The organism is Natrialba swarupiae, from assembly GCF_008245225.1.
Classification (GTDB): Archaea; Halobacteriota; Halobacteria; order Halobacteriales; family Natrialbaceae; genus Natrarchaeobius; species Natrarchaeobius swarupiae.
Genome location: NZ_VTAW01000001.1, coordinates 47,592 through 70,496, shown reverse-complemented (window position 1 = coordinate 70,496; position 22,905 = coordinate 47,592). Strand labels below are relative to the sequence as shown.

Below are 22,905 nucleotides of genomic sequence, written 5' to 3'. Positions count from 1 at the left end.
TGGTAATGCCACGCGTGAATATAAATCCCGGCTGCGGTGTCGACGTGTCGTTTCCGACCGCGCCAGAACGTATCACTTTCGGCGATGGTCGTCTCGTCTGCCACCTTGAGGTGTCGATACGGAGGTCTTTGCCGGTCCAATGGGACACAGTTATCTGCTCGCTCTGGTAACGAACCGAGTATGAGTTCGGACATCGGTACACGATCACAGCCACGCCGTGAGGTGCCAGTATGCGCGTTGTAGCTAAGTTTGGTGGAACGAGTCTCGGGAGCGGTGACCGAATCGACCGTGCAGCCGACTCCGTCGCGGCGGCGGTCGAGGACGGCCACGAGATCGCGGTCGTCGCGAGTGCGATGGGGTCGACGACCGACGACTTGCTCGACGATATCACCTTCGAGACTGACGAGGCCGACCGCGCACAGATCGTCAGCATGGGCGAGCGAACGTCGGTTCGGATGCTCAAGGCTGCCCTCGCTTCCCGGGGCATCGACTCCCGGTTCCTCGAACCGGGCAAAGACGGATGGCCGGTCATAACCGACGAGTACGGCGAGGTCGACGTCGAGGAAACCCAGAAACGCGCCATCGAGATCGCCGAGACGATGGACGAGGAGGTTCCAGTCCTCACCGGCTTCCTCGCGGAGGGGCCGGACGGTTCGATCACGACGCTCGGTCGTGGCGGCAGCGACACGACCGCAGTCATGATGGGCAAGTACATGGAGGCCGACGAGGTCGTCATCGTGACCGACGTCGAGGGCGTTATGACGGGTGATCCCCGAGTCGTCGAGGGAGCGCGAAACGTCGGCGAAATTTCCGTCGACGAACTCAGAAACCTCTCGTTCCGTGGCGCAGAGGTCGTCGCCCCATCGGCGCTTTCGTACAAAGACGGCAGGCTCAACGTCCGGGTCGTCCACTACCAACACGGCGACTTACTCTCGGGCGGAACGAGCATCGAAGGCGAGTTCAAGAACCTCGTCGACCTTCGCGAACGACCGCTGGCCTGTCTAACCGTCGCCGGTCGCGCGATTCGCAACCAACCCGGCGTCTTCTACGACCTCTCGAAGGCGCTGAGCGAGAGCGACGTTAACGTCGATGCAGTCGCGAGCGGAATGGATACGATCACGTTCTACATCGACGATGAGGAGGCCGAACGCGCCGAAAACATCCTCCATCGCGAGGTTATCGCCCACGACGCGCTCTCGAGTGTCACCGTCGACTCGCCGATCGCCGTGGTTCGGGTTACCGGCGGCGAACTCCCCAACCAACCGGGAATCGTCAACGAGATCATCAGCCCACTCGCGGAGGAACGAATCCACCTGCTAGATGTCGTCACGAGCGCGACCAGCGTGGCCCTGTTCGTCGAGTGGGACGACCGCGAGAAGACTCTCGAGTTGACACAGGACCTCTTCTAGTTACTTCGACAAGCGTCGACCTCCCCGACCGACGTTCGCAGTCGCCGAGCGTCGCGTCGAGGCTATCGCATTCGATATCGACTTTCCGTCACTAATTCGATCCTTCGGATCGAAATCCCGTCGTTTTCTGACTGTTTTGGTCTTCTCCGAATCTGTAATTAATTCGGTGGTAACCGAACCCTTGTCCGACGGAAACGGGTTCGTAACGAAGGAGACCGGCCTGGGACTCGAGGGCATGAGCCCGAACCCCGTGGTAACCGAAGTGTTCGAAGACGTCGAGCCCGATCCCGACGCAATCCTCGCGTCGTCTGGAGCCGAATCAGCCGACGAACTCCTCGAGGCCGGTGGTGACCACGATCCGACGACAGACGACGAGATCGATGCGACCGCCGACGACCTCGAAGGGCTGTTCGACGGTCTCGACCGACTCGATACAGCGCCCGATCCCCTGGATGGGACAGCCGACAGCGAACCCGTCGAGTTCGGCAGGGAGACGGACGCCGTGCTCGTCGGCGAGCCGACGGTAACGATTCGATCGAGCGACGACGCTGGGGATCTGTTCCCCGAATCGAACTCGAAGTCAGTATCGGAGTGCGACGACGACCGTTCGAGGTCGGGATTCGAACTGGTCGGGCCCGAGCCGACGGCCGAACGAATCGGTGACGAGGCGTTCGGTGACGGGCTGGCGAGTGAGTTTTGCTGGTTCGGTGCGGGACTCGAGTTGACGCTGTAGTATGACGATCAGCCGTCTCGTCTACAGGCGGAGCAGGCCGAGTGCCTCGGGGCTTGACCCCGAGGGTGAAGGCCGTAAGCCCCGCTAAACGTGTTCCGTGCGCTCGATATACTGGTCAATCGTGTCGGTCGAAACATCGCCTGCCGTCCCAACGTAGTACGATTCTTCCCAGAACCCACCGCCCCACAGGTAGTCTTCCAAGAACGGTTCGTGCTGTTCCCACATCTCCCGCGCCGTGATGCTCTTGACTGTTCGCACGATCTCGCTCGGTGAGTGCTTCGGGTGAGCGGAGACGAACAGGTGTACATGGTCGGGCGAGATGTGGAGCGATAATATCTCGTAGCCGTACTTGTCGCACACGTCGCGGAAACTCGTTTCCAGCGAAGCTTCGATTGGTTCGAGAATCGCGTGACGGTACTAAGCGGGATCTTCGATCCCGCGAGGTACGCAAAGTTTCGCTTTGCTTGACTTTGGACACCACACGAAGTGGTAGTTGACGTTGTACACCGTGTGGTTTGACCGCTTCTCGCCCATACCTGACAACACAACGACTGATCTAAAGTATTCTTTGAAGCGACTTACAGACTACCACCAGTATACTATTAAGTGTGGAAGAACAAGGGGTAGACGTGACGAAGCAACTCAAGGTATCCGACGCCGTGTACGACGAGCTTGACGAACTCAAGGACGAGGAGGGCCACACGAGTTTCGATAGCGTACTCCGCACGCTCCTCCTCCACTACCGTCACGTCCAACCTAACGACCAAGAATGACGGACGCACAGGCTCTCGTCAAGACGCTGGACTTCCAACTCAACATCCAGAGTGACAACGAGAGCCTGCTGTACGACGCCACGCTCGAAGCACGGTCGGTGTACAACGAAACCATCCGCCTCGCCAAGCAAGGCGTGGACTGGGATGACATTCCTGACCGAGTAGCCGGCGGCGCTAACCTCGTGAAGAACACGACTCAGCGTGTCGTTGCGAAGGCACTCGGTGCGATGGAGAACTACTACGAGTACGACGACTTCGCCCAACCCAGTCACACCAAGAACGGCGCGTACCCGCTTCGTGCAAACTACGAGGAAGGCTACAACCTGTCACTCACCGACGACGGTGACGTGGCGTTCCGCATCAGCGCGAAGCCGTACAAGCACGTCAAAGGTGTCCTCAAAGGGAGTGACGCCCACCTCGACATTCTCAAGACTGCACTCGAAAGTGACGAGTGGAAGATTGGGACGGCAGAAGCCTTGTTCCACAACGACAACGCCGAGTTGCACGTCAACGTCACCAACACCGAACAGACCGTTCGAGACAAGCAGGGCTCGCGGTCGGTTGTCGGTGTGGACGTGAATGAGGATAACGTGGCGTTGGCCGCACTCTCAACGGATGGTGTCGAAGATACGTTGGTCATCGACTTCCCCGAAATCAAATTCGAGCGCCACCGCTACTTCACGATGCGTAAGCGCGTGCAGAACGCGGGGAAAGACAGCATCCACGACACGCTGGAAGGGCGTGAGGAACGGTTCGTCCGCGACAGACTCCACAAGGTGTCTCGACATATCGTAGAGTGGAGCCGTCAGTTCGAGAAGCCGTGTATCGTCTTTGAAGACCTCAAAGAGATGCGCGACAGTATCGACTACGGCACGCGGATGAACCGACGTTTGCACCACATCCCGTTCCGCGCCCTTCAGATCTATACGGCGTACAAAGCGTCGTTTGAGGGCATTCCGACCGTGTGGGTTAATCCCGAATACACCAGCCAGCGGTGTCCGATGTGTGGGCATACGGAGCGTGCGAACCGCAACAAGAAGCGGTTCAAGTGTCGGGACTGTGGTCATCAAGACCACAGCGACCGAGGTGCAAGCGTCAATATCGCCGTGAAAGGTATGAAGAAACTCGATTGGAATGTGCCTGCTCTCAACAGCCTTCCCGTTGTTCGGAAAGTGCGACGGCAGGCATCGGGGGCCGTGGACGCCCCGACCGTGACCCACGACGCTGTTCGAGGTTATCAGACCGATGGTGTCGTGGGAGTGTCCGACTAAACCACGGGAAGCCTCGGGGCTTGACCCCGAGGCGGTTCACGTGCCTGATGTCCCTCCTGTGGGATCTCCACCAGCTGGTGTCGGTACCGATGGGCGCTCCACCCACGTAGCCGATCGCGACGGCGGCGTCCAGGCGGTTACAGGCTCGAGACGATTCCGCGGGCCCGATCCGTGATCGTGGGCTCGGGCTCGGACTCGGATCGTTGACCGAACTGTCGTTTCGCGAACGACTGGAGCGTCGGTTCGCTCGAGTCGGCTCCCGATCCAGCGAGCCAGTCCGGTACCTGTGACTCGAGTTCGGCGCGTTTCTGGGCTTTGAGCTGGCTGTACTTTCGAAGGGCGATCCCGACGCCGATGAACAGTCCCGCGTCGAGTAGCTCACGTCTGAATCGCTCCCGGTCGTTGCGTACCGCGATCGCCTTTACGAGCGAGAGGAGGCCGATCGCGAGGTAGAGCTTCGAACTCCTCGATGGGTCGCCGCTGAGTAACCGTCCAAACTCCATGCGCCGCGACGTACCACGTTCCCTTCCTTAAATCTGCACTGCAATATCACCGCTGTCGCGAGCGAAAGGACGCATTTCTCCCGCAAAAGTGGGCCGTCCGTATCATACGGGCCGCAATCTCTGTCCCGGTCGATCGCAGACCGTATCATACGGTCTGCTGTAAGTCATTTCCGGTGCGACCGTGACCCGTCCTACGGTCGAACCGGTAAATCGTTACAGCAAACCGTATCAGTCGGTGTCCCTATCAGTCTCGTCGTCGGCCGTTTCGTTTTCCGCTGGGACGTCGTCCGATTCGCCACCGTTTTCTTCGACGCCCGATACGTCGTCGGTTTCTCCGATTGGAGTATCCTCCAACTGGTCGCCAAACTCGTTGTCCCAGGCCTCGAGCCAGCCATCCAGCCGTTCTCGAAGTTCGTCGTAGGTAAACCGGACCGATTCCGATGGCCGGCGTGTAAACGCCGTAAACTCGGTTCCGAGCGTGAGGTATTCGTCTTCGATTGCGGGAAACTGAGCGTTTCTGACTGCGATCTCGGCTTGCGCTTCGCTCGAGAGGACGAAGTCGACGAACTCGTAGGCGAGTTCACGCCGTTCCGTCTCGGCGAAGACGGCGACCCCCTCGACGGTCTCGTAGCCCGCGTCGTCGAGCGTTGCGACCTGGTGACGATCGAGGTTCCGCTCGGCCAGGTTCGCGCCGATTCGATCGGTCGTATAGGAGACGACCATCGGCCGGGCCTCCTCGAGGTAGCCGTCCACGTACGCGTCGGTCCAGCGAGGACGCACGTCGACGCCGTTTTCCCACAGTCGCTTCCAGTACGCGAGGTACTCGTCCCCGAACGTCGCGATCGTCCACAACAGAAACGCCCGCCCGGGTGCCGACCGTCGGGGGTCTTGTGCCAGAAGGGTGTCCTCGTACTCGGGCTCGAGGAGGTCTTCGAACGTCTCCGGCGGTTCGAGAACTGTCTCGTCGTAGACGAGGCTCACGTACCCGACGTCGTACGGGAGCACCCGCCCGTCGGGATCCCCGAACTCGAGGTCGGCGCTGATCCGGTCGTCGTTCTCGAGACGACTACGTTCGAGCGGTTCGAACAGCGGCTCCGACAGGGACTCGTCGACGCGAACGAGTTCGGGGAGGGTCAACCCGAGGTAGACGTCCGCGTCCATTTCGGCCTCGAGTTGTGCTCGCTGGATGTAGTTCTCGATCCCCGCTTCGGGAACGACCCAGTCGATCTCGGCGTCGGGAAACTCGGCTTCGAACGCCTCGGCGAGCCAGCGACCGGCCGACGTCTCCTCGGCCACCATGGAACTGTACGTTGCCACGCGGAGGCCACCGTCGTCCTCGAGTTCGTCCTCTGGGAGTTCCGCTGCAGAGTCATCATCCTCGTCTTCGTCCCCGTTTTCGCGGGTCGCACACCCGGAGAGGGCGATCACCGATCCCGCGCCGACGCCGCGGACGAAGCTCCGTCGTCTCATCGTTCGAATGTCGCGACGAACCGGCTTAAGGATCGTGCCGTTTCGCCGCCGAGCGGTTCGGACGCTCGTCCGGACCGCGATGCGTCGGTATCGGTCGGTCACAGACCGTATCGATCGTGACCCGACCGTTTGGAGTCGATCCGTGGTTTCGGTCTGGAGGAAAGACTTTCTCCGTTCGGTGTGAGTCACGACCGTGGAATCGAACGGAACGCGGTCGCGTCGACACGTACTTGCAGCCATCGTTGCCGCCCTGGGGGTTCTAACGGCCGGAATACTGCTCGAGGTACTCGGAACGATCCTCTTCGCGCTGACGGTCGCGTACGTGTTGATGCCGGTCCAGCGCTGGTTCGTCAGACGCGGATTCACCGAGTGGACAGGTGCCCTCGCGGCGACCGGCGTCGGTTTCGTCGTCGCCGTCGCCGTCTTCTCGCCGATCGTCCTGACGCTGTACGTCAACGTCGACGAGATCGTCGACATCGTGGAGGGGCTCCCGCCGGAGATCCCGATTACCGCTTTCGACGTCACGTACACGATCGAAGTCGCGGAAGTACAGACGTTCGCAATCGACTTGCTCACGAGCACCGCCTTCTCGCTGGTCTCGGCGCTTCCCGTCCTCGCGATCAAGTTCGCGCTGTTCGTCATCCTGCTGTTCGCGCTCGTCCTCAAGGGCGAGGAAGCTGCTCGAGCCGCCATCGCACCGGTCCCCCACGACTACCGGGACATCGTCGACGCGCTGGCGACGCGGGCTCGGGAGACGCTGTACGCGATTTACGTGTTACAACTCGCCACATCGGCCGCGACGCTGTTCATCGCTTACCCGCTGTTCTGGGCGCTCGGGTACGAGATTCCGTTTACGCTCGCGATCATCGCGGCGATCTTGCAGTTCGTCCCGATCATCGGTCCGAGTCTTCTCATCCTACCGATCGCAGGTTATCACGTCGTTGCGGGCGAACTGGCCGCCGCCGTTCTGGTGGGGGTTCTCGGTATCGCACTGGTCGCCTGGCTTCCGGATATCGCCGTTCGTCCGCGTCTAGCGCGTCGATCGGCAGGTCTTCCCGGAAGCCTCTACTTCGTCGGATTCACCGGCGGTCTGTTTACGCTCGGAGCGATCGGCATCGTCGTCGGCCCGCTGATCGTCGCGGTGTTCGTCGAGGCCGTCGATCTGCTCGCCGACGAGGTCAACGGCGACGCCGACGTCGCCGATCTGCTTGATGTGGACGCCACTGACGATTCCGGCGCACAGTCATCCGAACCCGAATCGGACACCGAAGCGACGTTCGACGAGTCCCGTTCGCGACCGGCGGACCACTGATCCCCTCTCGATCGAGGTTGACCCCCATCCGTCGTCGAGTTGCTGTCGACTCGCGTCGGTCTCGAGTCACCGTTTGCGCTCTGGTGATCCCAACCTCTCGGTGTTTCGGTACACAGACATTTTTCTCCCTGCTCGTCGTTCGTTCGGTATGGTCAGTAGTCGGACACTCATTCACGCGATCATCGGTGCCATCGTCGGGATCGTCCTCTCGTTCATCCCGTTTTCGACCGTGATCGGCGGCGCAGTCGCGGGATTTCTCGAGGGGCCGGACACGCGCGAGGGCGCGATCGTGGGGGCGCTGGCGGGTGCGATCACGTTTCTGCCCGTCGCCGCGTTCGCACTCCTCGCGTTCGTCTTCGTCGGCTTCGGGTTCGGGGTTTCGGGCGCGCCGGCCAGCGGGTTCGCGTTCGTCCTGTTTTTCATCCTCGTCGGAGCGACGGCGTTACTCCTCTACACCGTCGGCGTGGCGCTACTGGGTGGCTATCTTGGTGCCTATCTCGCAAACGAGTATCCAGAGAAGCGAACCAACGCCCGCCGAACGATCGGTATGAGCGAGGACGAACGGATCGGTCGACGTCCGACTAGTCGGGGGGACCGAACCCGATCACGGGCCGGAACGGACCTCGAATCGAGCGACACCGGCTGGTCAGCGCCTGGCGAACCGGGCGGATCGCCGTCGACCGATCCGACGGAGCCGACGCGGTGGCGCGAAGAGGGGGAGGACGACCGAGACGACCATCGGCGAGGCGAGTGAAGCGGTAACCAGTGACGACAGTCCGTCTCACTCGTATCGGAGCGCGTCGATCGGATCCGTGCGGGCCGCTCGCCAGGCCGGATACAGTCCCGAGAGGACGCCAACGAGAATTCCAACCAGGATGGCAAGGGCGACGTACTCGAGGGGGTAGACGAGCGGAAGGTCGACGTACAGCGCACCCAGATAACCCGCGAGCAGACCGAGTGCGGTCCCGAGGACGGCACCGACGACGCCAAGGATCACTGCTTCGGCGAGAAACAGTCCGAGTACTTCCCGATTCTGCGCGCCGACGGCTTTCATGATCCCGATCTCGCGGGTGCGCTCGGTGACGCTCACCAGCATGATGTTCGCGATGCCGATCGAGCCGACGAGCAGGGAGATCGCCGCGATGCCGACGATGAAGTTCTGTAAGAGTTCGAGGATATCCTGTAGCTGCTGGAGCAACTCGGTGCTGGTCTGGAACGTCACCTCGAGATCCTCGCCACCGCCGACGAACTCGCTCGCGTCGGCTTCCTCGCTCTCGAGGTACTCGACCGCCCGATCGCGAGCGGCGTCGACGTCCGCCTCCTCGGCGGACTGGGCCTCGACGACGACGGCGAGATACCGGAGATCGTCGGTCGGTTCGGCTTCGGAACCGCTGCCCGGATCGCCACCGAGTCCGTCCCCGAACCCGATGCCGGCCGCCCCTTCGGCGTAGTACGGATCGGTCGGGACGTAGATCCGCGGCGACGCCTCGAACCCTTCGAACGGACTCAACCCCTCGGAGGTCGCCGTGATCCCGACGACGTCGACGGTCGTCTGGCCGCCGCCGACGGTCGTGACTACCAGTTCGTCGCCGACGGTGACGTTCTCCTCGAACTGTTCGGCAGCCGCCGGGTTGAGCACGGCCTCGCGCTCGCCCGCCTCGAAGCTCCGCCCCTCCGCGAGCTCTCCCTCTCGGACGTACGACGGTCCCGTCGCGACCAGACCATCACCGAGTGCGACCTGTTCGTCGCCGTCCGAGACGGCCTGCGTCGGAACGGTCGCGTAGCCGTAGGCGGCCGACACCTCGTCGAACTCCTCGATTTCTTCGAGATCGTCCTGGCTGACGACGGGTTGAGCGCCCGCCAGCGGCCCGCCTTCGGTCTCCGGCTCGGCAGCCCAGCCGTAGAGGTTTCGCTGGTCGTCGGGGCTGATGTCGCCGACGATCCCCGCCTGCAGGCTCGCCCCGAGCGTGACGAACGCGATCACCGCGGCGATACCGATGATCACGCCGAGCGTCGTCAGCGCCGACCGGAGTTTGTGTCCACGGATCGACCGCCACGCGAGGCGGGCGTGCTCGAGCGGTCTCATTCGTGCTCGTCCTCGGCTCTCGTTTTGTCGTCGCTGTCCGCGCCTTTCGGCTCGACGGCCGAACCGGGCCGGGAACCCGACGCGGGATCCGGCCTGGCTGGCTCGCCGACGCCCTCGAGTTCTTCGATCCGCTCGATTCTCCCGTCCAACAGGTGGACGATCCGTTCGGCGCGCTCGGCGACGTGGCGCTCGTGGGTGACGACCACCATCGTCGTCCCGGCGTCGTGGAACTCGGCGAAGAGGTCGAGGACGTCGGCTTCCGTCTCGGTGTCGAGGTTCCCGGAGGGTTCGTCGGCCAGGACGAGTGCGGGATCGTTCACCAGCGCCCGCGCGAGCGCGACTCGTTGGCGCTGACCGCCCGAGAGCTCGTTCGGCAGGTGGTCCGTCCGATCGCCGAGGCCGACCCGCTCGAGGAGCTCCCGCGCTCGCTCCCGTCGTTCGGCCCGGCCGACGCCCAGGAACAACTGCGGAAGCGCGACGTTCTCGAGCGCCGACAGCCGCGGCATCAGGTTGAACGTCTGGAAGACGAACCCGACCTGCTCCCCCCGAAGGGCGGTCCGTTCGCTCCCGTCGAGGGCGGTCACGTCCCGTCCGTCGACGACGACCACACCTTCCGTCGGCGTGTCGAGACAGCCCACGAGGTTCATCAGGGTGGACTTCCCCGACCCGCTCGGGCCCATGATCGCGGTGTACGATCCCCGTGGAACCTCGAGGGAGACGCCGTCGAGGGCGTAGACGGGCTCCGCCAGCCGGTAAGTCTTGTGTACGTTCTCGAGGCTGACTGCGACGTCCGAACTCGCCATGGGAGGCAGACCACGGAGGCAGGGAAAAAGCTTCTAGGCGGCGGTCGTCTCGAGCGTTTGTGAGCGGCTTCCCTGACGGGTTCTCGAGCGCGCCGTCGTCAGTCGCGCTCCTCGAATACTCGATGGGAGAGGACAGGACCCGTGGTTTCGTTTCATGCTTCTCCAGTAGTCGAGAGATGGGATTTACCGAACATACAACGCGAATGCCGCACAAGATTTTGATCGGGTCGTGAAAGCGTCAGCGTTCTACACTGGTCAAGCGGTTACCGAAGCGGCTACCGATCTATCTGTTCTGTGTTAACAGTTACCGATAGATATAGCGGACTAGTACCGTCCCAAGCGTTGACTGATGGGTGAAACCAGTCACCCACACACGGTTTCACCCATCAGTGCAGGCTTGGGACGCCACTAGTGTAGCACGACGACTTCGTTTTTTCACTCTGAACCCGGTGACCCGTCCGCTCGCCACATCTGCGTACTGCTCGCGAGGGGAACGTCGGCAGATAAATTGATTGCTCGCTGGAACTTCTTCTCAGGTTGTGGTTATATTCCGACAAAAATAGATAAGTAATCTACTGACGTACGTCATTTGGTGCTTGGTAGCATTGGACGCAATATCGGGTACCAGTCTCCGCGGCCAAACAGGAGTGAAAACCCATGGCAGACGCACACAAACTCGATTGTGAATCAGTATCGGATACATGCCGGTTCATTATTCAATCGGAAAACGAAGAAGAGACTGTTGAATTGGCTAAGAAACACATGAAAGAGGTTCACGGACAGGAGTTCTCAGATGACGAGCTCCGAGAAGAACATCTTCAAATCGTCTAACGAATAGCGTGATCGAGTTGCCGAGTTTTCTTCTGTTTTTCCAGACTGATAGAATACTCGCCGCTCAATACGCACGTAACTGGAACTGATAGTTCAGTCCGAATGGGACGAAACGAACACCACGCGAGTCGTTCGATAACTCCCTCGCCGAGCCGGTAAATCGGTACAGCAATCGATAAATACCGACGGCGATTTCGACGACGTCGAAGACCGAGTCGAGCGATTCCGGGACGAACCGGTCTCCCCTCTTCACTTCCACCTCGCTTTACGAATCCTTAACAGCGGCGACGGCAAACCACGGACAATGGCAACGACGGACGAGGGGACGGAGCCGCCGTCGATCGAGCACCCGCTGCTCGAGTCCGACTTCCTCGAGCGACGACTCTATCAGCTGAAACTCGCCGGTACGGCCGCAAACGACCACACGCTGGTCTGCCTGCCGACGGGGCTGGGGAAGACGACCGTGAGCCTGCTCGTGACCGCGCGGCGACTCGAGGAGGTCCGCGGCACCTCGCTCATGCTCGCGCCGACGAAACCGCTCGTCCAGCAACACGCGGAGTTCTACCGGGAGGCCCTCCAGATACCGGACGAGGAGATCGTCGTCTTCACCGGCGACGTCAGTCCCGACGACCGCGCCGAGACCTGGCAGGAGGCGACGGTCGTGATGGCCACACCGCAGGTGATCGAAAACGACCTCGTCGGCTCGCGGATCTCGCTTGCCGACGTCACTCACTGTACGTTCGACGAGTGTCACCGCGCGACCGGCGACTACGCCTACAACTACATCGCCGAGCGCTACCACGCCGACGCCGACCGGCCGCTAGTCACCGGCATGTCGGCCTCACCGGGCGGGGACGAGGAGGCCATCCTCGAGGTCTGTGAGAACCTCGGTATCCAGGAGGTGGAGGTGATGACCGAAGAGGACGCCGACGTTGGCGAGTTCACCCACGACACCGACGTCGAGTGGGAACGCATCGACCTCCCCGAGGAGGTACTCGAGATCAGGGACGCGCTGAACGACGTCGTCAGGGACCGCCTCGAGAAGCTCAAAGAACTCGGTATCGCCTCTTCGACCCAACCCGACCAGTCACAGACGGATCTGAACCGGATGCGCGCGGAACTCCAGCAGTTGATCGACAACGATCAGTCGGAGGGGTTCGAGGGGATGTCGATCCACGCGGAGGTGATGAAGCTCCGCCAGGCGGTCACCCTGGTCGAAACGCAAAGCGTCGAGGCCCTGGAGCGGTACTTCGAACGCCAGCGCAACCAGGCGCGTTCGTCGGGCGCCTCGAAGGCGAGCCAGCGACTCGTGAGCGATCCCCGCGTTCGGGAGGCGATGCGCCGGGCCGAGGACTTCGATCAACTCCACCCGAAGTACCGCAAAACCCGGATGTTGCTCGCCGAGACGCTGGGACTCGAGGGCGGCGAGCGCGTCATCGTCTTCACCGAGTCCCGGGACACCGCCGAAGCGCTGACCGACTTCCTCTCGGAGAGTTTCGACGCGAAGCGGTTCGTCGGCCAGGGCGACCGCGAGGGGTCCGACGGGATGACCCAGAACCAACAACAGGAGGTGTTGAACGACTTCCGGGCGGGTGAGTTCGAGGTACTCGTCTCGACGTCCGTCGCCGAGGAGGGACTAGACGTCCCCGAGGTCGACCTCGTGCTCTTCTACGAACCCGTCCCGACGGCGATCCGGTCGATCCAGCGCAAGGGGCGAACTGGCCGCCAGTCGGAGGGGCGGGTCGTCGTGCTCATGGCCGAGGACACCCGCGACGAGGCCTACTTCTGGATCTCTCGTCGCCGCGAGAAGGAGATGGAGAACGAACTCCGCGAACTGAAGGGGATCGCCACCGATCTCGAGGAGGAACTCGACGACTCCCAGCAGTCACTCGCCGATTTCGACGCGGATCAAAGCGAAGCGGAAGTAAACGGCGACACCACTGAACCCGACGCAGGCGGCGACTCTTCCAGTGGAAGCGAGGGGGATCGAACACAGCCCGGATTACAGGAGTTCGCGGAAGCTGACTCGAACTCGAGTGCCAACGGCGAGTCCGCGGATTCGGCGGACACTGACGGCGACGTCGAAACCCACGAACCGTCCGCCGAGGGTGACGCGATCGAGATCGTCGCCGACCAGCGCGAGATGGACGCAAATATCGCCCGCGATCTCTCGAAGCGCGAGGGGGTTGAGGTTCGTCTCGAGACGCTCGACGTCGGCGACTACGTCCTCTCGGATCGCGTCGTCGTCGAACGCAAGTCGGTCGCCGACTTCGTCGACTCGCTCGTCGGCGGCGACCGGTCGGTCTTCGAACAGGTCGGTGCGATGGCGAGACACTACTCGCGGCCGATCGTCGTCGTCGAGGGCGACGGACTCTACGACCAGCGGGACGTCCACCCGAACGCGATCCGGGGGGCGCTATCGAGTCTGGCTGTCGACTTCGGTGCCTCGGTTCTGCGGACCGAAAGCGAGGCGGAGACGACCGAACTGCTCGCCGTCATCGCCGGCCGCGAGCAGGACCTCAGCGACCGCAAGGTATCAGTTCACGGTGAGAAACAGGCGAAGACGCTGGGCGAACAACAGGAGTACGTCGTCTCCTCGATCGCCGAGATCGGTCCCGTCACCGCCCGATCGTTGCTCGAGGAGTTCGGCACGGTCGAGGCGGTGATGATCGCGAGCGAAGAGGAGTTACAGGAAGCCGACGGCGTCGGCGCAGTGACGGCCGAACGGATCCGCGAGGTCGTCGGCAGCCAGTACACAGGAGGAACGTAGCCGACGAGGTCCTGGACGGAGAGACAGCGGACGAGGCCGTAACAAAGGGACAGCGGACGAGCTCCTGATGGGACGTGGCAGGTGAAACTGTCTGACAGACGACCCTGATCGACGGTCGCCGAGCGTCGCAGTCCGGTGACACCGAAGCGGGCGCGCGACCGGGCCGCAAAACCCGACGGGTAGGTGGCGAGGCATGTACTCGAGTACCGGTGTGCGAACTGATTCACCGTTCCCGTCGATCGGCGGTGAACAGAAAATATATAGGAGACGGCTCGCGATACTGGGAGAGATACCCGGTCATCCCTCCCGAACCGACGCCGTGAGTCCCCGACCCGGCGTTCGATCGACAGTTGGTCGAGAACCGGGCGAAACGGAAGCCACGATGACGAGCCAGAGAGAACGGACGGCGACGAACGGACGAGCGATGTGCGTTCACAGAGCACAGCCGTTCGACCGTCAGGCGGTCGTGAACCGATGACTTCCGAGCTATCGCTTCGTCGATTGGATCTCGCCACTCGAGTCCGTGAGGGCGTTGCGGATCGCGTACGGATCGACACGCGGACCCTCGCCGTGTTTCGGGTGTTCGCCGGAATACTCGTCCTGGCTGATCTGGTCGCCCGAAGCCGGAACTTCTCGTACTTCTATACGAACGACGGTGTCGTTCCGCAGTCGCTCGCACACGACCTCTCCTCGAGCGGTGCGTTCTCCGTATTTCACTACACGACCGATCCGACGGTGATCGCCGCGCTGTTCGTCGTCCAGGCGCTGATCGCGGTCCAGCTTATCGTCGGTTACAAGACGCGGATCGCGACGATCCTGACGTTCCTGTTCGTCGTCTCACTCGACCACCACAATCCGCTGGTCACGAGCTACGCCGACATCCTGTTCCGCCTGCTTTTGTTCTGGGCGATCTTCCTCCCGCTTGGCGAGCGGTGGTCGGTCGACGCCGTCCAGGCCGACCGCGAGCCACAAGCGAGCGTCGCGGGCCTCGCCTCGGCGTTGATCCTGTTTCAGATGGTCTACATGTACGTCCACAACGGCGTCCACAAGATGGAATCCGACCTGTGGACCAGCGGGGAGGCGACCCCGTTGATCATGGGGCTCGACGACATGACGTTTCTGCTCGCGGAGCCGATGCGGCAGTTCCCGACGCTGCTCCAGCTCGGCGGCCTGAAGTGGTACTACATGTTGCTGTTCTCGTGGGTGCTCCTCCTCGTCGTCGGCCGAAAGCGGATGGTACTCGTCTTGCCGTTCGTCATCGCCCACGCGTCGTTCGCCGTGACGGTCCGGATCGGCGCGTTCGCCTACGTCGCCATCGCCGGATTACTCCTGTTCGTCCAGCGACAGGTGTGGGAGGACGGCAAGAGCCTGCTGCGGTACGCGAACGTCGAGCCGTCGCGGATCACCGACCGGCTCTCCCGACTTGAGTGCGTCGCCGACTACTTCCCGACGGTCGGGTTCGACGACGAGCGACTGTCGCAGGCGAGGGCCGCGGTGTACGACGTGAGCTTGACCGTCGTCGCCGCCTCGCTGATCGTCTTCCTGCTCTTTGCGCACGCACCGATGGGCGCGGTCGTGGGCGACGACGTCAATCCCGACGACGAGATCGACGGCATCGCCTCGATCGTCGCCGCCGACCAACCGAACTGGACCGTCTTCGCTCCCCATCCGCGAACGTCCGACCGGTACCACGTCTTCCCCGCGAAGACCGCCGATGGCGACCTGATCGACGTCTACAACGACCGGCCGCTCACCTACGACAGACCGTACGACCAGCTACAGCAACAGTACGGCACGTACCGCGAGCGCTTCTACATGAACAGCGTCCGCCGCGGCGGCTCGAGTGCCGGAAACGACGCGCCGGACGTGATGGCCGAACACATCTGTGAGACGTGGGAAGAGGAGCATGGTATCGAGCTAACTCACGTGAACATGTACTACGTCACCGAGGACATCACGATGGAGACCATCGACGACCACGAAGAGCGCGAGCGCTACGCGACGCTCATCCAGAAAAACCCCTGCGGTGACGAACACGAGCCGATGGAGATCGGACCGCCACCGGACGACCTCTGACCGCGTCCAGGTCGGTGACCGGAACCCTGAACTACCGACGGATCCAACTACGGACGACCGATGAGTGAAGAGGTTCCGGACGATCGGACGACCCCAGGTGTGATTCCCGAGGACGGCGCGGTCGTTCTCTTCGACGGCGTCTGTAACCTCTGTACCGGGTTCGTCCAATTTCTCATCCCCCGCGATCCGGAGGGGATCTTCCACTTCGCATCCCTGCAGTCCGACGTCGGCCAGCAACTCGTCGACGACTACGGCCTCGAGAATCACGATCTCGACTCGATCGTCCTCATCGAGGGCGAGAAGGTGTACGTGAAATCGACGGCTGCGCTCCGGATCGGCACGCTTCTCGGCGGCGTCTACAGGCTCGCCGGACCACTTCGGTACCTCCCGCGTCGACTCCGGGATTTCGGATACGACGTCGTCGCGGCCAATCGGTACCGGCTGTTCGGCAAGAAAGACCAGTGTATGATGCCGAGCGAGGACGTACAGTCGCGGTTTCTCGACTGAGTTCGCGGAAACGTCGGGGAGTTAGCGGAGCGCGTTCAGCGTCTCGCTTGCCTCCCGTGTGGCCTCGAGACACTCTCGCGCGTAGCGAGGGTCGTCGGTAGCCGCCGCTTCGTCGGCGAACTTCTCGAGTGCGCGGACGAGCGAGTCACGAGCGGTATCGAGATCGCCGTCGACTGCGGGCTGAGCGGGACGGCGACCGGCCGACGCCTCGGGAGCCGGCCGACTCGGCTCGTCCCGTGGTGGTGCGGAGTTGGTGGCCGCGTTCGCTGGCTCCCGTCGCGGATCGTCCGTCGGTCGCGACGTCTCCGATCCGCGCGCCCGAGACGGTGAATCGGTACGGTCGCCCGGCTCGGCTCGAGATCGGTCCGATCGACTGGCCTGGTCCTGGCGACCGGTCTGATCCGGTCGGTCGGTCTCAGAATCTCGTCGACTGGGTTCCGTCGTCGCGTCATCGAGCGCCTCCGACGACGCGGAGTCCCCGGCCGTGGATCCGGCATCGGCTGCCTGGGTTGCCCCGTTTTCGCCAGCGGCCGAACCGTCGTCGGTCGATACCTCCTCGGTCGACTGGGCCTCGAGGTCGGTTCCCTCGACGGCATCGGGGGTGCCGTGACAGCTGGGGCAGAACGTGGTTCCGTTTTGCTGGAAGAGCGGATCACCACAGGTTCCACAGTGGGAGTTCGTCATCGTCGCCCCCTTGAGCAGGAGGTCGCTCATCCGCTGGGTCGCCTCCCGTTCTTTCTTGTCGCGTTCGTACTTCTCCCGAAGCTTCTCGCGCTCGGCTTCCTTGTCGAAGTCGCTCATGTCCATCTACAGGTCCTCGGGCGTCGAAAAGGCTACGACACTCAGACGGATTGTCGGTCGATCGCCTCGCCGGTGTGTGTGGTCGACCGACCGACACGTTCGACTCGCCGGATAACGCCCACGGGCTCGAGTCCACATCGACTCGAGCTAGTCCGTCTCGAGGCGGCCGATTCGGTCGCCACCCGAGTCCCGGAGCGTGATCGACGCAGTCTGCGGAGAGAGCGCGTCAGGGCGATCGAAGCGCTGGGCGATCGAAGCGCTGGGCCATCGTGTACTCGAGTCGCTCCGCATCGGCGAGCGAGTCGGGGAGGTCGCCAAACGGCTCGAGGTCGACGACGGTCGACAGCCCACGGAGGCTGACACGCTCCGGCCCGCCCAGTTCGAACGAGAGCGACGCGGCGTCCACGGCGGGCCGGCTGATCTGGACGGCGACGAGGCCGTACGACTCGAAGTCGGTCTCGTCGACGAACTCGGCCGCCGCTTCGGTTCCCGCGATCCGGCGGGTTTCGTCCTCGTCCGTGAGAATCGCCGCGACACCACCGTCGTCCACGGCGTCGCGGTCGTCAACGGTGACGTCGCCGGGACGATGGAGGGATCCGACGCCGGTACTCCAGGTGATCCGGTCGACGGCGTCGAGACAGCCGGCGGTCACACCGACCACCCCGACTGCGCCGGCCCGGAGGAGGGCTCTGCGGTTCACGACCGGTAGTTGTCAGCAAGGAACTATAAAGGCATACTTCCGTCGCTCGAGGGTGGAGTACTACTCGGAGACGGCGGCCTCGAGCGCCCGTGCCGCTTCCGCGGGCGTCTCGACGACCTCGATCTCGAGGTCGGCGATCTCGTGGGTTCCGAGGCCGACGACCGGCCGACCGTAGATCCCGGCGAAGCCGATCTCCGAGAGCGTGCCGGCGCTGCCCGAAAGCGCGATCACGCCGTCGCCGTTCATCGGGACGAGCGCGTTTCTGGCGTGGCCGAGCCCCGTCGCGATCGGGACGTCGACGTACTCGTTCGCCGCCCCTCGGCGGTCGCCAGGGAGGATCCCGATCGTGGTTCCGCCCTCCGCCTTGGCACCCTGGCAAACGGCAGCCATCGTCCCGCCGCGACCGCCACAGACCACCGTGTGGCCGCGTGCCCCGAGTTCCCGTCCGACGTCCTCGGCAACCGCTCGCTCCCGGTCCGTGATCGTCCCGCCGCCGATAACGCTGACGCGCATGCCCGTTCGTTGTCAGCACGGTCCCTTGATTCGATCGACCGATTCGTCGTCGGCTCACTCGACGGGACGCAGCGAGTTCTCGAGGAGCCACTCGCCGATCCGTTCGCCCTGCTCGCGGCCGTCGACCATCGCCGAACGGAAGTGATTTCCGAGGTAGATGCGGCTGTCGATCGACTCCTCGAGCGCGTCGCCGAGGCTGTCGTGGGACCTGACCACCCCCTCGTCCTCTCCGGCGGTTCCGGTCCGGATGTCCGAGCCGAACTCGAAAGCGTACTCGCCGCTCCCGAGGACGCCCTCGAGGACGGCACAGCCGGCCCCGCCGTAGGCGGCGAGCGTCGAGGTGTACTCGGGTGACCCCCCGACCGAAAGCGGTGCCCAAGTCCCGTCCGCGTGGGTCTCCGGGTTGCCGTCGCGGTCGGCCTCGTGGATCGCCGTCCGGGGCCGCCAGAAGCCGTACTCGTACTTCGCCTCCGAGCCCGCGATGCCCGCGTCCGCAAGCGCCAGCGAAAGCAACGCGAACAGCCGACACTCCTCGAGGACGGACAGCGACTCGTCGACGACGATTTTCTGGGTGATAACGTTCCACATGTTCGGCGGCCGTGGAGAGCCCGCCGCGCCACGCCAGAAGGCCGCGACGTCGACGTGTTCCTGGGGCCGGTCGTCGGCGTCGTTTCCGAGTTCGTACACCTCCCACCAGTCGTCGGCGTACGCCTCGCTCTCGAGGGCCGGCGGCCCGTCCGATCGGAACTGGTCGCGGGAGTCCATCGCCCACGGCTCGACGCGTGCGTGGACGGGATTCCAGTCCCGGCGAAAACAGCCGGGCTGGGTCGGCTCCTCGCAGGGGATGTAGATGTCGGTCGCGTACTCGTCGTCGCGATGCTCGAGTAGCACGGTCGCGACCGTTCGTCCCCACTGTTCGCCCGCGTCGACGTCACCGCCTTCCGCCGCCGCGAGCGTCGCCTGGAGGTCGTCGTCGAACTCGCCGCCGTACAGTTCCGTCATCGTCTCGTGGGCCGCACCGGCCGCGGCGGCCAGCACCGACGCGTCCGCCGGAGCGTCGGTCGGATCGACGAGGTAGGGCTCGAAGTGGTCGTCGCCGGCCGCTGCGGCGACGCCGTTTGCGGCGTCGAACATCGCGACGTTCAACAACGCACCGCGACGCGTGGGGGCGAAGTTCCCGCCCCGAAAGTGCTGAATCTCCTCGACGAACCGTTCGTTCCACAGACACAGCGGTTCGTCGGCCGGCACCACTCCCGTCCCGAGGACCTCGGTACAGCCCGCGAAGCCGACGACTGCGGCCGTACCCAGAGCCCCGAGCACCGAGCGACGGCTCCGCGAGGGGCGTGCGTCGGTCGCCGTTCTCGAGGAGGGATCGTCCTCGCCAGTACTCGAGCAGGAACTGTCCTCGCCAGCACTCGAGACGACGCCGTCACTCGAACGTTCCGTGCTGGAACGATCGAGGGCGGTTCGATCCGTTTCAGGGCCGGTTCGATCCGTGTCGACGTATCGCGTGCGTGGATTGAACATGTTCCTACGAGTACGATCGGCGGTCTTCGATTCCGTCGGGCGTCACGAGGATGCGCTGACCGGTCTCGACGTCCTCGAACGTCCGTTCGGTGCCGTCGGGCCAGGTCACCCTGAGTTCGTCGACCGAGTCGGTCTCGCCGACCCCGACGTGAAGCGTCCGCGTATCCTGTGACTGGTAGTCCGCCCTGGCGTTTCGAACCCGAAGCTGCGTGTCGCCGTCGGCGGTCGCCTCGACGGTCGTGCCGAGGGTCGTGTGCTCGAGGTCCTCGCTTCCGCCGACGACGACCTGGAGACTGTCACCCTGGTCGCCCTCGTTGCTGTAGAGGCGGTACGGCGCTTCGTTGGCCGCGACGGCGACGTCCATCGATCCACTCGCGTCGTAATCCAGCGCGGCGACGCCGCGTTCGTCGACCTCCTCGAACCCAACCTCGCTCGTGTTGAGACGGTGGAACTGGCCGTCCTGCTGGGCGAACAACATTCCGCGGACGAACGTCGGTTCGCGCTCGTCGAAGCGGACCTCGAACTGGGTCGCGTGGAAGACGTCGACCTGTCCGTCGCCGTCGAAGTCCTCGACGGCGGAGCCCCACCCCCAGCCGCCCTCGTTCAGCCCGCGCTGTTGGCCCTGATCCTCGAACCCGTCCTCAGTGTGCACGAGCAGGTTGTTCCCCTGATTGCGGTCGCCGATCCGTGAGGTCATGAAGTCGACGAACAGCTGGCGCTGGGAGTCGGGAATCTCGGCCCAGCGGCTCTGTGGGAAGTAGATGTTGGTGACGAAGAGCTCGAGTTGGCCGTCGCCGGTAACGTCGACCGGCTGTGAGGACATCCCGTTTCGGTCCGTCGCCTCGCCGAGGTACTCCCGTTCGAAGCTGCCGTCGCCCTGGTTGTAGTAGATCTCGTCTTCGAAGAAGTCGTTCGCGACGTGGATATCGGGGTTGCCGTCGCCGGTCAGATCGACGAAGCTGGTCGCCATGCTCCAGTGGTCGCCCTCGATGCCGGCGTCGTCGACCCGCTCGAACTCGCCGCAGGTCCCTTCGTAGAGGGCGTTGGGCTGGCCGTTGTCCTCCTCGGCGGTCAGGTTGAGGTAGTGTTGCCACCCCATCGGCTGCTCGTCGAGCCAGTCGTTGTAGTCGATGACGAAGACGTCGGGACAGCCGTTGCCGGTCGCGTCGGCCGCCGTCGCAGAGACCGGAACGACGAACTCGTCGTCGAAGCCGATGTCGCGCTCGCGGAACGTTCCCTCGTCGTTCTCGAAGAACACCGGCGTGTCGCCGCGGCGCAAGAGAAGCAGATCCTCCCAGCCGTCGTTGTCGTGATCGACAAAGAGCGCGCCCTGGACGGTTCCCTCGACCGGCGGGAGGTCGTCGGATCGCTCGAACTCGCCGCCGGTGTTCTCGAACAGGACCGGCTGTCCGCCGCCGATCGCGAGCAGATCCGTCTCGAGGTCGTTCGTGTAGTCGACCGCGTAGATGCCGTCGTTGCCGTTTATCGCGCCGATCCCGATCGACTCGTACTCGAGATTCGCCTCGGTAGAGACCTCCTCGAAGGCGTAGTCGTCGGTCGTCGGCTCGGGTGGCTCGTCGCCGAACGGGGGTCTATCCTCGAGCGCACCGCCGACACAGCCCGAAAGCAGGATACAAACCGCGAGACAGCAGACACCCATTCGGTAACGCATACCACAGCATCTCCTCGTTTACATCATAAATTATCCGGTTACGAGTGGTATTTTCCAGTCGGTTCGAACCGCGATGGCAGGGGGTGGACCTCCCATTCTGATCGATTCCCGTTCCGGCGCGCCGAGTTTCGACAATCGTCGATTTAAATATCGTCAAATTACTCGAGAGAGCCGGATTCGACGGATTTAACGCGGGGGCAGGCGGATCGTTACGTGGTATGACGAAAGTTAGCGTAGTCGGCGCGGCCGGGACGGTCGGGGCCGCCGCAGGCTACAACATCGCGCTTCGGGACGTCGCGGACGAACTCGTCTTCGTGGACATTCCGGACCAGGAAGATACGACGATCGGACAGGCCGCGGATACGAACCACGGTGCGGCGTACGACTCGAACACCGTGATCCGCCAGGGCGGCTACGAGGAGACGGCGGGGTCGGACGTCGTCGTCGTCACGGCCGGCATTCCGCGCCAGCCGGGTCAGACCCGAATCGACCTCGCAGGCGACAACGCGCCGATCATGGAGGACATCGGCTCCTCGCTCGCCGAGCACAACGACGACTTCGTCACCGTCACCACCTCGAACCCGGTCGACCTGCTCAACCGCCACCTCTACGAGGCCGGCGACCGCGCCCGCGAGCAAGTGATCGGCTTCGGCGGCCGACTCGACTCCGCGCGCTTCCGGTACGTCATCTCCCAGCGCTACGACGTCCCCGTTCAGAACGTCGAGGCGACGATCCTCGGCGAACACGGCGACGCGCAGGTCCCCGTCTTCTCCAAAGTGCGAGTGAACGGTCGGGATCTCGAGTTCGACGAGGACGAAAAGGAAGAACTCCTCGAAGAACTGCAGACCTCGGCGATGAACGTCATCGAGAAGAAAGGCGCGACCGAGTGGGGGCCGGCGACCGGCGTCGGCCACATGGTCGAGGCCATCCTCCGGGACACCGGCGAAGTGCTCCCCGCGAGCGTCACACTCGAGGGCGAGTTCGGCCACGAGGACACCGCCTTCGGCGTCCCCGTGAAACTCGGCTCCGACGGCGTCGAGGAGATCGTCGAGTGGGATCTCACGGAGTTCGAACGCAACCAGCTTGGCGAGGCCGCCGAGAAACTCTCCGATCAGTACGAGAAGATCGCGTAGTCGCGGATTCGACCG

20 protein-coding genes and 1 pseudogene are annotated in these 22,905 nt (G+C 63.5%); 11 read left to right on the top strand and 10 right to left on the bottom strand.

Annotated features, from left to right (window positions below; translation table 11 throughout):
- Positions 1–230 precede the first annotated feature (230 nt).
- Together FYC77_RS00350 and FYC77_RS00345 are read left to right on the top strand one after the other, a co-directional pair.
- A complete protein-coding gene (locus FYC77_RS00350) occupies positions 231–1,409 on the top strand; it encodes an aspartate kinase (RefSeq protein WP_149079520.1) in 1,179 nt (392 codons plus the stop codon).
- A gap of 166 nt (positions 1,410–1,575) precedes the next feature.
- Positions 1,576–2,142: a hypothetical protein gene (locus FYC77_RS00345; protein ID WP_238386761.1), complete on the top strand. Its 567-nt coding sequence runs from the start codon at positions 1,576–1,578 to the stop codon at positions 2,140–2,142.
- Positions 2,143–2,226: 84 nt separating this feature from the next.
- Here the strand turns inward: FYC77_RS00345 and tnpA are convergent.
- Positions 2,227–2,676 (bottom strand): annotated as a pseudogene (tnpA, locus tag FYC77_RS00340) (IS200/IS605 family transposase).
- A gap of 74 nt (positions 2,677–2,750) precedes the next feature.
- Here tnpA and FYC77_RS20080 point away from each other — a divergent pair.
- Both FYC77_RS20080 and FYC77_RS00335 read left to right on the top strand, forming a co-directional pair.
- Positions 2,751–2,915 carry a hypothetical protein gene (locus tag FYC77_RS20080; protein WP_162354461.1) on the top strand — a complete coding sequence of 55 codons (165 nt, stop codon included), beginning with the start codon at positions 2,751–2,753 and terminating at the stop codon, positions 2,913–2,915.
- Positions 2,912–4,186: an RNA-guided endonuclease TnpB family protein gene (locus tag FYC77_RS00335; protein WP_149079519.1), complete on the top strand. Its 1,275-nt coding sequence runs from the start codon at positions 2,912–2,914 to the stop codon at positions 4,184–4,186. Before FYC77_RS20080 ends, FYC77_RS00335 begins: the two co-directional genes overlap by 4 nt.
- 137 nt (positions 4,187–4,323) lie before the next feature.
- Here FYC77_RS00335 and FYC77_RS00325 read toward each other — a convergent pair whose 3' ends face one another.
- A complete protein-coding gene (locus tag FYC77_RS00325) occupies positions 4,324–4,689 on the bottom strand; it encodes a hypothetical protein (RefSeq protein ID WP_149079517.1) in 366 nt (121 codons plus the stop codon).
- 228 nt (positions 4,690–4,917) lie between these two features.
- On the bottom strand, positions 4,918–6,159 hold the full coding sequence (locus FYC77_RS00320) for a thiamine ABC transporter substrate-binding protein (RefSeq protein ID WP_149079516.1): 1,242 nt from the start codon (positions 6,157–6,159) through the stop codon (positions 4,918–4,920).
- Between the two features lie 193 nt (positions 6,160–6,352).
- On the opposite strand from FYC77_RS00320, the gene FYC77_RS00315 reads away from it, so the two are divergent.
- Positions 6,353–7,471, top strand: coding sequence for an AI-2E family transporter (locus tag FYC77_RS00315; RefSeq protein WP_149079515.1), 1,119 nt, complete (start codon positions 6,353–6,355; stop codon positions 7,469–7,471).
- 148 nt (positions 7,472–7,619) lie between these two features.
- A complete protein-coding gene (locus FYC77_RS00310; protein ID WP_149079514.1) occupies positions 7,620–8,225 on the top strand; it encodes a DUF5518 domain-containing protein in 606 nt (201 codons plus the stop codon).
- A gap of 27 nt (positions 8,226–8,252) precedes the next feature.
- On the opposite strand, the gene FYC77_RS00305 is transcribed toward FYC77_RS00310, so the two are convergent.
- The gene (locus FYC77_RS00305) at positions 8,253–9,557 is read right to left on the bottom strand and encodes an ABC transporter permease (RefSeq protein WP_149079513.1); all 1,305 of its coding nucleotides are present in this window, start codon (positions 9,555–9,557) and stop codon (positions 8,253–8,255) included.
- On the bottom strand, positions 9,554–10,360 hold the full coding sequence (locus FYC77_RS00300; RefSeq protein WP_149079512.1) for an ABC transporter ATP-binding protein: 807 nt from the start codon (positions 10,358–10,360) through the stop codon (positions 9,554–9,556). The genes FYC77_RS00305 and FYC77_RS00300 overlap by 4 nt, the downstream gene beginning before the upstream one ends.
- A gap of 657 nt (positions 10,361–11,017) precedes the next feature.
- On the opposite strand from FYC77_RS00300, the gene FYC77_RS00295 reads away from it, so the two are divergent.
- The 4 genes from FYC77_RS00295 (at position 11,018) to FYC77_RS00280 (ending at position 16,544) form a co-directional block, all read left to right on the top strand.
- Positions 11,018–11,191, top strand: coding sequence for a DUF1059 domain-containing protein (locus FYC77_RS00295; protein ID WP_149079511.1), 174 nt, complete (start codon positions 11,018–11,020; stop codon positions 11,189–11,191).
- A 304-nt stretch (positions 11,192–11,495) separates the two neighbouring features.
- Entirely contained in the window at positions 11,496–13,961 is a 2,466-nt protein-coding gene (locus FYC77_RS00290) for a DEAD/DEAH box helicase (protein WP_149079510.1), read from the top strand.
- Positions 13,962–14,435: 474 nt separating this feature from the next.
- Positions 14,436–16,037, top strand: coding sequence for an HTTM domain-containing protein (locus FYC77_RS00285; protein ID WP_149079509.1), 1,602 nt, complete (start codon positions 14,436–14,438; stop codon positions 16,035–16,037).
- Between the two features lie 60 nt (positions 16,038–16,097).
- Positions 16,098–16,544 (top strand): thiol-disulfide oxidoreductase DCC family protein, encoded by a 447-nt coding sequence (locus FYC77_RS00280; RefSeq protein ID WP_149079508.1) that lies wholly within the window; start codon positions 16,098–16,100, stop codon positions 16,542–16,544.
- Between the two features lie 21 nt (positions 16,545–16,565).
- Here the strand turns inward: FYC77_RS00280 and FYC77_RS00275 are convergent, their stop codons facing one another.
- From FYC77_RS00275 to FYC77_RS00255, 5 genes are all read right to left on the bottom strand, one after another.
- Positions 16,566–17,345, bottom strand: a complete 780-nt coding sequence (locus FYC77_RS00275) for an Sjogren's syndrome/scleroderma autoantigen 1 family protein (RefSeq protein WP_149079507.1) — start codon at positions 17,343–17,345, stop codon at positions 16,566–16,568.
- A 226-nt stretch (positions 17,346–17,571) separates the two neighbouring features.
- Positions 17,572–18,045: a hypothetical protein gene (locus tag FYC77_RS00270; RefSeq protein ID WP_149079506.1), complete on the bottom strand. Its 474-nt coding sequence runs from the start codon at positions 18,043–18,045 to the stop codon at positions 17,572–17,574.
- Between the two features lie 60 nt (positions 18,046–18,105).
- Positions 18,106–18,558 (bottom strand): TIGR00725 family protein, encoded by a 453-nt coding sequence (locus tag FYC77_RS00265; protein WP_149079505.1) that lies wholly within the window; start codon positions 18,556–18,558, stop codon positions 18,106–18,108.
- Between the two features lie 54 nt (positions 18,559–18,612).
- Positions 18,613–20,085, bottom strand: coding sequence for a vanadium-dependent haloperoxidase (locus FYC77_RS00260; RefSeq protein WP_149079504.1), 1,473 nt, complete (start codon positions 20,083–20,085; stop codon positions 18,613–18,615).
- A gap of 4 nt (positions 20,086–20,089) precedes the next feature.
- The gene (locus FYC77_RS00255; RefSeq protein WP_149079503.1) at positions 20,090–21,757 is read right to left on the bottom strand and encodes a CRTAC1 family protein; all 1,668 of its coding nucleotides are present in this window, start codon (positions 21,755–21,757) and stop codon (positions 20,090–20,092) included.
- 218 nt (positions 21,758–21,975) lie between these two features.
- On the opposite strand from FYC77_RS00255, the gene mdh reads away from it, so the two are divergent.
- Complete coding sequence (gene mdh / locus FYC77_RS00250; RefSeq protein WP_149079502.1) at positions 21,976–22,890, top strand: malate dehydrogenase; 915 nt, start codon at positions 21,976–21,978, stop codon at positions 22,888–22,890.
- Positions 22,891–22,905 lie beyond the last annotated feature (15 nt).